General features: G+C 72.9%; 11 protein-coding genes. 4 read left to right on the top strand and 7 right to left on the bottom strand.

Translation table 11 applies throughout. The features are described from left to right. Positions 1-241 precede the first annotated feature (241 nt). Positions 242-1,681 carry an NAD(P)H-hydrate dehydratase gene (locus tag ACFXGN_RS20595; RefSeq protein ID WP_384861031.1) on the bottom strand — a complete coding sequence of 480 codons (1,440 nt, stop codon included), beginning with the start codon at positions 1,679-1,681 and terminating at the stop codon, positions 242-244. 118 nt (positions 1,682-1,799) lie between these two features. On the opposite strand from ACFXGN_RS20595, the gene ACFXGN_RS20590 reads away from it, so the two are divergent. Together ACFXGN_RS20590 and ACFXGN_RS20585 are read left to right on the top strand one after the other, a co-directional pair. Next, complete coding sequence (locus tag ACFXGN_RS20590; RefSeq protein WP_384861028.1) at positions 1,800-2,357, top strand: hypothetical protein; 558 nt, start codon at positions 1,800-1,802, stop codon at positions 2,355-2,357. After that, positions 2,354-3,916, top strand: coding sequence for a YncE family protein (locus ACFXGN_RS20585; protein ID WP_384861025.1), 1,563 nt, complete (start codon positions 2,354-2,356; stop codon positions 3,914-3,916). The genes ACFXGN_RS20590 and ACFXGN_RS20585 overlap by 4 nt, the downstream gene beginning before the upstream one ends. A 41-nt stretch (positions 3,917-3,957) precedes the next feature. Here the strand turns inward: ACFXGN_RS20585 and ACFXGN_RS20580 are convergent, their stop codons facing one another. From ACFXGN_RS20580 to ACFXGN_RS20570, 3 genes are read right to left on the bottom strand one after another with little or no spacing between them, the layout of a single operon-like run. Next, positions 3,958-4,326: a holo-ACP synthase gene (locus ACFXGN_RS20580; RefSeq protein ID WP_366439640.1), complete on the bottom strand. Its 369-nt coding sequence runs from the start codon at positions 4,324-4,326 to the stop codon at positions 3,958-3,960. A gap of 7 nt (positions 4,327-4,333) precedes the next feature. Then, positions 4,334-6,181, bottom strand: a complete 1,848-nt coding sequence (gene glmS / locus ACFXGN_RS20575; RefSeq protein WP_384861022.1) for a glutamine--fructose-6-phosphate transaminase (isomerizing) — start codon at positions 6,179-6,181, stop codon at positions 4,334-4,336. Between the two features lie 39 nt (positions 6,182-6,220). Then, entirely contained in the window at positions 6,221-6,976 is a 756-nt protein-coding gene (locus tag ACFXGN_RS20570; protein ID WP_384861019.1) for a hypothetical protein, read from the bottom strand. Positions 6,977-7,203: 227 nt separating this feature from the next. Here ACFXGN_RS20570 and coaA point away from each other — a divergent pair, with 227 nt between their 5' ends. Both coaA and ACFXGN_RS20560 read left to right on the top strand, forming a co-directional pair. After that, positions 7,204-8,172 (top strand): type I pantothenate kinase, encoded by a 969-nt coding sequence (coaA, locus tag ACFXGN_RS20565; protein WP_384861016.1) that lies wholly within the window; start codon positions 7,204-7,206, stop codon positions 8,170-8,172. 56 nt (positions 8,173-8,228) lie between these two features. Continuing rightward, a complete protein-coding gene (locus ACFXGN_RS20560; RefSeq protein ID WP_384861013.1) occupies positions 8,229-9,179 on the top strand; it encodes a DUF389 domain-containing protein in 951 nt (316 codons plus the stop codon). 162 nt (positions 9,180-9,341) lie between these two features. On the opposite strand, the gene glmM is transcribed toward ACFXGN_RS20560, so the two are convergent. From glmM to rplM, 3 genes are all read right to left on the bottom strand, one after another. Further along, positions 9,342-10,700, bottom strand: coding sequence for a phosphoglucosamine mutase (gene glmM / locus ACFXGN_RS20555; RefSeq protein ID WP_384861011.1), 1,359 nt, complete (start codon positions 10,698-10,700; stop codon positions 9,342-9,344). Positions 10,701-10,816: 116 nt separating this feature from the next. After that, on the bottom strand, positions 10,817-11,329 hold the full coding sequence (gene rpsI / locus ACFXGN_RS20550; RefSeq protein WP_015035601.1) for a 30S ribosomal protein S9: 513 nt from the start codon (positions 11,327-11,329) through the stop codon (positions 10,817-10,819). 42 nt (positions 11,330-11,371) lie between these two features. After that, complete coding sequence (gene rplM, locus ACFXGN_RS20545; RefSeq protein WP_384861009.1) at positions 11,372-11,815, bottom strand: 50S ribosomal protein L13; 444 nt, start codon at positions 11,813-11,815, stop codon at positions 11,372-11,374. Positions 11,816-11,996: the final 181 nt, after the last annotated feature.

Here is an 11,996-nt window from a genome sequence, read left to right as displayed (position 1 = left end):
GGCCCACCCAATCCCGAGCGACATCGAGGAGGGCGCCGGAACGGGCCCGTGGGGCGCGGAATCCCCCGTGTGGCGGAGCCCCCGGGGAGAACCGCGGGCGGGGGCGGGAGGACGCGGGTCCCGGGGAGGAACGCGAGGCCCCCCCTCCGGCAGGAGCCCCGGGCGGAGCCCCTGGGAGGGGGTTCCCCTCCCAGGGATCCCCTACGGAGGAGTACGGAGGGGTCCCCGGGGAGGCTCCCCCTCACTCCCCCGCCGTCACGTCCCGCCACGCGTCCGGCAGGGTGGCCGCGACCTCGCCCGCCGTCACCGGGGCGCGGTCGCGGGAGGCCCGGCGGGCCGCGAGGCCGTGGAGGTAGGCGGCGGCCGAGGCCGCGTCCAGGGGGCGCAGACCGGCCGCGAGGAGGGAGCCCGCGAGGCCGGAGAGGACGTCGCCGCTGCCCGCCGTGGCCAGCCAGCCGGTCCCGGTGGGGTTGACCCGTACGGGACCGCCCTCCGGTCCGCGCACCAGCGTCGTGGAGCCCTTGAGGAGCACCGTCGCGCCGAACCGCGCGGCGAGTTCCCGTACCGCCGCCAGCCGTCCCGCCTCGACCTCCTCCCGGGCGACGCCCAGCAGCGCCGCCGCCTCGCCCTCGTGCGGGGTGAGGAGCGTGGGGGCGCTGCGGGCCCGTACCAGGGCGGGGTCCAGGTCCCGCAGCCCGTCGGCGTCGACGAGCACCGGCACATCGGAGGCGAGGACCTCCGCGGCTCCGGGCCCGTCGCCGAGTCCGGGCCCGACGACCCAGGCCTGGACCCGTCCGGCCCGGTCCGGCGGCCCGGCGTGGACCAGGGTCTCGGGGTGCGCCGCGATCACCGCGTCGGCGGCCGGGCCGACGTACCGCACGGCGCCCGCGCCGCCGCGCAGCGCCGCCGTGACGGTCAGGACGGCCGCGCCCGGGTAGCGGGCGGACCCGGCGACGATCCCGAGGACCCCGCGCCGGTACTTGTCGGTCCCGGCGCCCGGTACGGGCAGCAGCCGGGCCACGTCCCGGTGCTGGAGCGCCTCCAGGTCGGGCACGCCGGGGAGTTCGTCGCCGAGCCCGATGTCGACGAGCCGCAGCGCGCCCGCGTAGCCGCGCGCGGGGTCCACGAGGAGGCCGGGCTTGTAGGTGCCGAAGGTGACGGTGACGTCGGCCCGCAGCGCCTCCCCCGCGACCTCCCCGGTGTCCGCGTCGACGCCGCTGGGCAGGTCGACGGCGACGACGACGGCGTCGGAGCCGCGCGCGGCGCGGGCCACGGGCACGGCGTCGGGGCGGAGTCCGCCGCGCCCGCCGATGCCGGTGATGCCGTCCAGGACGAGGTCGGCGGTGGCGAGCGGCGCGAAGGGGTCGTCGGCGACGCGGCCCCCGGCCGCGCGGAGGGCGGCGAGTCCGCCCTCGTGGGCGCGGGCGCCGAGGAGGACGGCGGTGACCCCGGCGCCGCGCCGGGCGAGCCGGGCTCCGGCGTACAGGGCGTCGCCGCCGTTGTCGCCGCCGCCGACGAGGAGGACGACCCGTGCCCCGTACACCCGTCCCCGGCCGAGGAGCGAGCAGCAGGCGGCGGCGAGTCCGGCGGCGGCCCGTGCCATGAGGGCGCCCTCCGGGAGTCGGGCCATGAGGGCGGCCTCGGCGGCCCGGACGGTCTCCACGCGGTGTGCGGTTCGCATACCGGCAGTCTGCCGCAGTCCTCAAGAGCCCGCCCGGGGGCACGGGTTGACGGACTTTCCTCGATCAACTTAGGTTTGCCTTACCTAAGTAAGCCTCTATCGGAAGGCCGGCCTCGCCATGCGCACCCTCACCCGTTCCGCCCTCACCCTCGCCTCCGCCGCGGCCCTCACCCTCGGCCTCGCCTCCACCGCGTCCGCCGCCACCGCCCAGCGCACCGTCACGGACGGCACCCGCGCCTACACCCTCGCCCTCACCGCCCCGAACACCGCGGCGGCCACCGGCACCAACGTCACCGTCAGCGGCACCGGCTACAACCCCGACCAGGGCGTCTACGTGGGCCTCTGCGCGATACCCGCGGGGGTGAACACCGCCGATCCCGGCACCTGGAACAGCAAGCCCACCCCCTGCCTCGGCGGGCAGGACGAGACCGGCACCACCGGTGCCTCCCACTGGGTGAACAGCGACTGGTACTGGATGTCCCCGTCGAACTCCTCCCCGTTCACCGAGTCCGCCGGGCTGGGCTCCTTCTCCGTCCAGATCCACGTCAAGGCGAAGATCTCCGACACCGTCACCTGCGGAAAGGCGGGCGTGACCTGCGCGATCGTCACCCGCGCCGACCACTTCGACAGCTCCGACCGCAAGTACGACGTGTACGTGCCGGTGACCTTCCAGTGAGAACCGCCCTTCTGACGGCCGCCGCCGCGCTCGCCCTCACGGGCGCGGCGGCGGCCGGGGGCCCGGTCTCCGGCCCGGCTCCCGTCCCCGGTCCCGTGCACGAGACGGTCCGTACGATCGCCCCGCCGCTCGGCGCCGCCCTCGACGCCGAGGTCGATCCGGCCGCCGGGCGCCTCCACGTGAGCAGCAGCGACGGCAGCTCGCACCTCCTCACCACGTACGACACGGCCACCGGCGCCCGGGTCGGGGACCCGGTGGAACTCCCGTCCCCGGCCACCGTGATGGCCCTCGGCGCCGACGGCGTCCTGTACCTCGGGCTGTCCACCCGTATCGCCGTCTACGACACCGCGCGCCGCACCCTCACCGACGACCGCGTCCCGGTCGAGGGCAGCGTCACCCTCCTCGCCGCCGATCCGGAGCAGGGACGGCTGTACGTCGGGAACCAGGCGGCCAAGTCGGTCACGGTCCACGACACCGCGACCGGCGCGCCGGTCGGGCCCCCGGCCGTGCTCCCCTTCCACCCGGCGGGACTCGCCGTCGACACCGTCCGCCACACGGGGTACGCGACCTACGTCGGCGGCGCCGTCGAGAACGGCGCGGTCGTCTACCGGAACGTCCTGAACGCCGTGGACGGCGCCACCGGCCGCCTCACCGGCACCGTCAGCCTCGGCGGCACCGCCCTCGGCAGCATGGGCGTCACGGTCGACCCGGTCGGCCGTACGGGATACGTGGCCAACCTCGCCGCCGGTACGGTCTCGGTCGTCGACCTGACGGACCTGCGGGTCACCGGGGGCATCACGGTCGGCGGCAACCCGAAGGCCCTGGCGTACGACCCGGGGACCTCGACCCTGTACGCGGCCAGGACCGGCGCCTCGGCCGTGGCGGTCGTGGACCCGGCCACCGGCACGGTCACGGAGACCGTCCCCACCGGCGAGCGCCCCTCGGCCCTGGCCCTGGACCCGCGCGAGCACACGCTCTACACGGTGGCGGGCGGCGCGGTGACCCAGACCGTACGGAAGACCCCGACGCCGACGGAGGAACCCACCCCGACCCCTACGGGACCGACCCCGACCCCGACCGAGGGCCCGACGGACCCGACACCGACCGGAGGCCCGACCGAGCCGACCCCGACCGGGGGCCCCACGGACCCGACCCCGACACCCACCGGTCAGCCCACACCCACCGATCAGCCGACGACCCCGACCCCGACCGCCCCCACTCCGACCCCGACCGGGCAGCCCACCGGCACTCCCGACCCGACCGCCACCACCGGTGCGCCGCCCGGCACGACCGGCCCCGACGACCCGCCAGGCTCCGACGGTTCGGGCGGCTCCACCGGCTCCGGTGACTCGGGCGGCTCCACCGGTTCGGACAGCTCAGGTGGTTCCACCGGCTCAGGCGGCTCAGATGGTTCCACCGGCTCGGACGGCTCCACCGGCGGCCTCGCCGCCACCGGCGGTCCCGCCCTGCCCGTCGCCCTCACCGCGGCGGCCCTCGCCGCGCTCGGTGGCGGCGCCCTCGTCCTGGCCCGTCGCGCCCGGACGGCACGGGACTCCTGAGACATGTACCGCACCCGGGCCCTCGTCCGTACGCGCCCCGCTCAGCCCTCCGCGATCACCACCGCCGAGGCGACGCCCGCGTCATGGCTGAGGGAGACGTGCCAGTGCCTCACCCCCAGCTCGGCCGCGCGCGCCGCCACCGTGCCCTTGACCCGCAGCCGGGGCTGCCCGGTGCCCTCGACGTACACCTCGGCGTCGGTCCAGTGCAGCCCCCCGGGCGCGCCGAGCGCCTTCGCCAGGGCCTCCTTCGCGGCGAACCGCACCGCGAGCGAGGCCGGTCCACGCCGTTCGCCGCTGGGCAGCAGCAGCTCCCGTTCGACGAAGAGGCGCTGGAGCAGCCCCGGCGTCCGTTCGATCGACGCGGCGAAGCGGTCGATCTCCGCCACGTCGATCCCCACCCCAATGATCATTTCCCACTCACTCCACGGTCACCGATTTGGCCAGGTTGCGCGGCTGGTCGACCTCGTTGCCCCGCGCGGTGGCGAGCTCGCAGGCGAAGACCTGGAGCGGCACGGTGGAGACCAGCGGCTGGAGCAGCGTAGGCGTGACCGGGACCCGGATGAGGTGGTCGGCGTACGGGACGACGGTCTCGTCGCCCTCCTCGGCGATGACGATCGTACGGGCGCCCCGGGCCCGGATCTCCTGGATGTTGGAGACGATCTTGTCGTGGAGGACCGAACGGCCCTTGGGCGAGGGGACCACGACGACGACCGGCAGGTCCTCCTCGATGAGGGCGATCGGCCCGTGCTTCAGCTCCCCGGCGGCGAAGCCCTCCGCGTGCATGTAGGCGAGTTCCTTGAGCTTCAGGGCGCCTTCGAGGGCGACCGGGTAGCCGACGTGACGGCCGAGGAAGAGCACGGTGTCCTTGTCGGCGAGGGAGCGGGCGAGGGCCCGGACCGGCTCCATGGTCTCCAGGACGCGCTCGACGTCGTCGCCGATGCGGGCCAGGTCGCGGACGACGGCGTGGATCTCGTCGCCCCACTGGGTGCCCCGGACCTGCCCGAGGTAGAGGGCGAGGAGGTAGCAGGCGACGAGCTGGGTGAGGAAGGCCTTGGTGGAGGCGACGGCGACCTCGGGCCCGGCGTGGGTGTAGAGGACGGCGTCGGACTCCCGGGGGATCGTCGAGCCGTTGGTGTTGCAGACGGCGAGGACCTTCGCGCCCTGCTCGCGGGCGTGCCGGAGGGCCATGAGGGTGTCCATGGTCTCGCCGGACTGGGAGATCGCGACGACCAGGGTGCGCTGGCCGAGGATGGGGTCGCGGTAGCGGAACTCGCTGGCCAGCTCGACCTCGCAGGGGATGCGGGTCCAGTGCTCGATGGCGTACTTGGCGATGAGCCCGGCGTGGAAGGCGGTGCCGCAGGCGATGATGACGATCTTGTCGGCCTCGCGCAGGACGCTGTCGGGGATGCGCACCTCGTCGAGGACGAGACGCCCGTCGGAGCCGATCCGGCCGAGGAGGGTGTCGGCGACGGCCTTCGGCTGCTCGGCGATCTCCTTGAGCATGAAGTGGTCGTAGCCGCCCTTCTCGGCGGCGGAGGCGTCCCAGTCGACGTGGAAGGCGCGGACCTCGGCGGGCGCCCCGTCGAAGTCGGTGACGGTGACGCCGTCCCGGGTCAGCTCGACGACCTGGTCCTGGCCGAGTTCGACGGCCGAGCGGGTGTGGGCGATGAAGGCGGACACGTCGGAGGCGAGGAAGTTCTCGCCCTCTCCGACGCCGACGACGAGCGGCGAGTTCCGGCGGGCGCCGACGACCACGTCGGGCTGGTCGGCGTGCACGGCGACCAGGGTGAACGCCCCTTCGAGGCGACGGCACACCAGCCGCATGGCCTCGGCCAAATCACCCGTCGGGGAGAACTCCTCGGCGAGGAGGTGGGCCACGACCTCGGTGTCCGTCTCGGACGTCAGGTCGTGGCCGCGCTCGGTGAGTTCCTCGCGCAGGACGGCGAAGTTCTCGATGATGCCGTTGTGGACGACGGCGACGCGTCCCGCGTTGTCCAGATGGGGGTGCGCGTTGGCGTCGGTGGGGCCGCCGTGGGTGGCCCAGCGGGTGTGCCCGACACCCACGGAGCCGCCCGCCAGCGGCCGTTCGACGAGTTCCTTCTCCAGGTTGACGAGCTTGCCCGCCTTCTTGGCCGAGGCGAGCCCACCGTCGGAGAGCACCGCGACACCGGCCGAGTCGTAGCCCCGGTATTCGAGCCTTTTGAGGCCCGCGACCACCACATCAAGCGCCGACTGCCCGCCGACGTATCCCACGATTCCGCACATGTCGGAAGCGTACGGCGCGAGGTGCCCGGAGAGCCGGACTCAGCCCAGCTTGGCCGCCTGCGCGTCGACCACGGCCTTCGGGGCCTCCTTGATGCCGCCGGGGGCGAGGCTGATCGAGGAGAAGGACGCCAGGGTGTTGCCCTTGCGGAAGACGACGAGCTTGCTGACGAACGGCTGGCCCTCGAGGTCGCTGGTGACGGTGAGGGCGACCGACTCGTCCCCGGCGGTGACGCTGTCCGGGGCGACCTTGGAGACCTTCGTCTTCTCCTTGAGGTGGACGACCGAGAAGCCACCCGCGCACGCGGTCGCGGCGTTCTTCACCGAGGCGAAGGCCTCCTGGGCGCCCTGGCCCTCGTACGAACCGAGGGTGACGGCGGTGACCTGGACGCCGAGACCGCCGAGGATCGCCTCCTCGGGAGAGGCCGACGCGTTCTTCTTGGGCTCGGCGAGCACCTTGCGCTGCGCCGACGCGGCGGGCGCGCCGGGCGAGACGAAGGACATCGCGTGGGCGATCGGCGTGCAGTCGGCCTTGTCCGCGCTGACCTGGGCGGCCGGTACGACGTCATCGGCGCCGGCCTTCTGCACCTTGTGGCCCTTGAGGTCGGCCTGGGTCACGATCAGCTTGTCCAGCTCGGCGGCGGAGAGGGCCTTGGCCGCCGGGGCGCTCGTCGCGGCGGCGCCCGGGGTCTCCTTGACGGTGGTCCCGCCCTTGCCGGATTCGGCCTTCTCCCCGCCGCACGCGCTGACGAGCAGCGCGAGGGAGACGGCGGTGGCGGCGACGGCGGCGTTTCTCATGGGCGTGCGCATCTGCGGCGGCTCTTCTCTTCGTGATCTCGTCACGCCGCCGGACGGCGGCTCCCCCCCGCGTGAAGAGATCGGCACCCACGCGGAACCGTCAAAGGATCACCCGGGTGGCGGGGCGCGGGCAAATCGATTTGGCGCGTGACCCGCCTCACTCCGGCGTGACCCACCCCACCCTCGCGTGACCTCCCGCTCCCCCGCCGAGCCGGGACAATGGCGGGGTGATCACTTCGCCGCCACGAAGCTCCCACGGGGCGAGCCCCTACGTCGACCTCACCCGGGCCGAGTGGAGCGCCCTGCGGGACAAGACCCCGCTGCCGCTGACCGCCGACGAGGTCGAGCGGCTGCGCGGGCTCGGGGACGTCATCGACCTCGACGAGGTGCGGGACGTCTACCTTCCGCTGTCGCGGCTGCTCAATCTGTACGTGCAGGCCACCAGCGGGCTGCGGGGCGCCCTGAACACCTTCCTCGGCGAGACCGCCGAGCAGCGCGGCACGCCGTTCGTCATAGGGGTCGCCGGTTCGGTCGCGGTCGGCAAGTCGACGGTCTCCCGGCTCCTCCAGGCCCTCCTCGCCCGCTGGCCGGAGCACCCCCGGGTGGAGCTGGTCACCACGGACGCCTTCCTGTACCCGATGGCCGAGCTGAAGGCGCGCGGGCTGATGTCCCGGAAGGGCTTCCCCGAGTCGTACGACCGCCGGGCGCTGACCCGGTTCGTCGCGGACATCAAGGCGGGCAAGCCGGAGGTCTCCGCCCCGGTCTACTCCCACCTGATCTACGACCGGGTGCCCGGCGAACGCCTGGTGGTCCGCCGCCCCGACATCCTGATCGTGGAGGGGCTGAACGTCCTCCAGCCCGCCCTGCCCGGCCAGGACGGCAGGACCAGGGTCGGGCTCGCCGACTACTTCGACTTCTCGGTGTACGTGGACGCCCGCCCCGAGGACATCGAACGCTGGTACCTCAACCGCTTCCGGAAGCTGCGCGACACCGCGTTCCAGAACCCGTCCTCGTACTTCCAGCGCTACACCCGGGTCTCCGAGGAGGAGGCCCTCGACTACGCCCGCACCATGTGGCGGACCATCAACAAGGTGAACCTGCTGGAGAACGTGGCGCCGACGCGCGGCCGGGCGACGCTCGTGGTCCGCAAGGGCCCCGACCACAAGGTGCAGCGGCTGAGCCTGCGCAAGCTCTGACCGGCCCGTGCGCGGTCGGGGCCGGTCGCGCGCCCCGGGCTCCGTAAGCTCGGGACATGCTGCATCTGCGGATGATCGTCCCGCCCGACCGGACCGCGTCGGCGGTCGACCTGATCCAGTCCACGGTCGGCACCACCCATCTGGTGGTGCTGCCCGGGGCCGCCAGGGACCCCGTCGGCGACCTCGTCCTGTGCGACGCGGCCCGCGAGTCCGCCGACGAACTGCTGCACGGGCTGCGCGGGATGAGGATCGATCAGGACGGGTCGATCGCGGTGGAGAACATCGACCTGTCGATGTCCAGCCGCGCGGACACCGCCGAGGAGGAGGCTCCGGGCGAGGGCGCGGACGCCGTGATCTGGGAGCAGCTCGCGGAGTCGACCCACGAGGAGTCGACGCTCTCCTTCACGTATCTCTCGTTCATGGCCCTGGCGACGATGATCGCGGCCTGCGGTGTCGTCCTGGACAACGCGATCCTGATCGTGGGCGCCATGGCGGTCGGCCCGGAGTTCGGCCCGCTCGCCGGGGTGTGCACGGCGATCGTGCAGCGGGCGCCGAGGCTGGCGGTCCGCTCGCTGACCGCGCTGCTCGTCGGCTTCGCCTCGGCGATCCTGGTGACGACCGCGTTCAGTCTGCTGATGGACCAACTGGACCTGTTCGGGAAGGAGATGCTGGACGGGCCGCGCCCGCAGACCGGCTTCATCTGGCAGCCGGACGCGTTCTCGTTCGTGGTGGCGCTCCTCGCGGGCGCGGCGGGCACCCTCTCGCTGACCTCGTCGAAGTCGGGCGCGCTGGTGGGCGTGGCGATCTCGGTGACCACGATCCCGGCGGCGGCGAACGCGGCGGTCGCCCTCGGCTACGGCGAGTTCGCCCAGATGGCCGGGTCGATCGGACAGCTGCTGCTCAATCTGCTGGGCATCCTGCTCGCGGGCACGGCCACCCTGCTCGTCCAGAAGACGCTGTGGCGGAAGCTGCGCGGCCGGTTCTCCCGGCGCCCGCGCAGGGGCTGAGCGCCTGGCCCGCCCCCGGGAGACCCGCACGCCCCGGAGACCCGCGCCCCCACGCGAGGAGGCCGCACGCGAAGGAGGCCCCGCCGCACCGGAAGTCCGGTGCGGCGGGGCCTCCCGCCGTACGACGGCGCCCCGGAGGGGGCGGGCGCCGGAAGGGACCGTCTAGCCCAGCGCCGACTTCACGGCGTCCGCGAGGCGCTCCGCGACCGCGCGGGCCTGCTCGATGTCGGCGGCCTCGACCATGACGCGGACCAGCGGCTCGGTGCCGGAGGGGCGCAGCAGGACGCGGCCGGTGGAGCCCAGCTCCTGCTCGGCGGCGGTGACGGCGGCGGCCAGGTCGCCGGAGGTCTTCACCCGGGACTTGTCGACGTCGGGGACGTTGATGAGGATCTGCGGCAGCCGCTCCATCACGCCCGCCAGCTCGGCGAGGGACTTCCCGGTGGCGGCGACGCGCGCGGCCAGCATCAGACCGGTGAGGGTGCCGTCGCCGGTGGTGGCGTGGTCGAGGACGATGACGTGCCCGGACTGCTCGCCGCCGAGCGCGTAGCCGTGCTCCTTCATGGACTCCAGGACGTACCGGTCGCCGACCGCCGTCTGGACGAGGTTCAGGCCCTCGGCCTCCATGGCCAGCTTGAAGCCCAGGTTGGACATGACGGTCGCGACGACGGTGTCGCCCCGGAGCGTCCCGGCCTCGCGCATGGCGAGGGCGAGCACGGCGAGGATCTGGTCGCCGTCGATCTCCTCGCCCCCGGCGTCCACGGCCAGGCAGCGGTCGGCGTCGCCGTCGTGGGCGATGCCCAGGTCGGCGCCGTGCTCGACGACGGCGGCGCGGAGCAGTTCCAGGTGGGTGGAGCCGCAGCCGTCGTTGATGTTGAGGCCGTCGGGGCTGGCGCCGATGGTGACGACCTCGGCACCGGCCCGGGAGAAGACCTCGGGCGAGACGCGGGCGGCGGCGCCGTGGGCCTCGTCGAGCACGACCTTGAGGCCGTCGAGACGGTTGGGGAGGACGGCGAGGAGGTGGGCGACGTAGGTCTCGAAGCCCTCGTCGTAGTCGCGGACGCGGCCGACCCCGGCACCGGTCGGGCGCTCCCACGGGGCGCCGGTGCGGTGCTCCTCGTAGACGGCCTCGATCCCGTCCTCCAGCTCGTCGGCGAGCTTGTGGCCGCCGCGCGCGAAGAACTTGATGCCGTTGTCGGGCATGGCGTTGTGGCTGGCGGAGAGCATCACGCCGAGGTCGGCGCCGAGGACGCCGGTGAGGTGGGCGACGGCGGGGGTGGGCAGCACGCCGACGCGGAGGACGTCGACGCCCGCGCTGGCCAGTCCGGCCACCACGGCGGCTTCGAGGAACTCTCCCGACGCGCGGGGATCACGCCCGACCACCGCGGTCGGCCGATGGCCCGCGAAGGTGCCCGCCTCGGCGAGCACGTGCGCCGCCGCGACGGACAGGCCGAGCGCGAGCTCCGCCGTCAGGTCCGCGTTGGCCAGACCGCGCACGCCGTCCGTGCCGAAGAGTCGTCCCACAGCTGTCCTCCGAAAGTACGTGCCCGAGCTGGATGCGAGAGATGGTGAAAAAAACGTACGCCCCGACGGCACGGACAGTGCCGCCGGGGCGTACGAGATGCAGACCGAGCAGGCGATTAGCGCTTGCTGTACTGCGGGGCCTTACGGGCCTTCTTGAGACCGGCCTTCTTGCGCTCGACCGCACGGTCGTCGCGGGAGAGGAAGCCGGCCTTCTTCAGCGCCGGGCGGTTGTTCTCGACGTCCGCCTCGTTCAGCGCACGGGCCACGCCGAGACGCAGGGCGCCGGCCTGACCGGAGACACCGCCACCCGCGATGCGGGCGATGACGTCGTAGCGGTTGTCGAGCTCGAGCACCTTGAAGGGCTCGTTGACTTCCTGCTGGTGCACCTTGTTGGGGAAGTAGTCCTCAAGGGTGCGACCGTTGATCTTCCACTTGCCGGTGCCCGGAACGATCCGGACGCGGGCGATGGCGTTCTTGCGACGGCCCAGGCCGGCGGCCGGCTGCGGGTCGCCGAAGCGGGACGCGAGCGACTCGGAGGTGTACTCACCCTCGACGAGCTCGGTCTCGGTGGTGTACTCCTCAACGCCCTCGAACTCGTCGACGGGGGTCTCGGGGGTGGTCTCGGCCACGATGCTCCTCAGATTTCTTTCGTTCTTAGGGGGTGGCCGGAACTACTGCGCGACCTGGGTGATCTCGAACGGGACCGGCTGCTGCGCAGCGTGCGGGTGGTTCTCACCCGCGTAGACCTTCAGCTTCGAGATCATCTGACGGCCCAGGGTGTTCTTGGGGATCATGCCCTTGATGGCCTTCTCGACGGCCTTCTCGGGGTTCTTGGACAGCAGCTCGTCGTAACGGACGGAGCGCAGACCACCCGGGAAGCCGGAGTGGCGGTACGCCAGCTTCTGGGTCTTCTTGTTGCCCGAGAGGTGGACCTTGTCAGCATTGATGATGATGACGAAGTCGCCCATGTCCATGTGGGGGGCGTAGATCGGCTTGTGCTTGCCTCGGAGGAGGTTCGCGGCCGTGGTCGCCAGACGGCCCAGGACAACGTCCTGCGCGTCGATGATGTGCCACTGGCGAGTGACATCGCCGGGCTTGGGGCTGTACGTACGCACTTCGTAGCCTTCGCTTCTTCAGTGGATGGAGTCCAGACACACCTGAAGCGATCATGCAGCTGGGGCCCGCGCTGCCGGGGCACTGCCCGTATGCGAGCCACTGGTAACTGCTCCAGGGAACCTGCGCAAGGGCCTTCGCCCGAAAACGGCGAAGCCACCACGCATAACAAACCGCAACAGT

The sequence above is a fragment of the Streptomyces sp. NPDC059247 genome, from assembly GCF_042754005.1.
Taxonomy (GTDB): domain Bacteria; phylum Actinomycetota; class Actinomycetes; order Streptomycetales; family Streptomycetaceae; genus Streptomyces.
The sequence above is the reverse complement of the archived record's forward strand: the minus strand, read 5'-3'. Positions and strand labels throughout refer to the sequence as shown.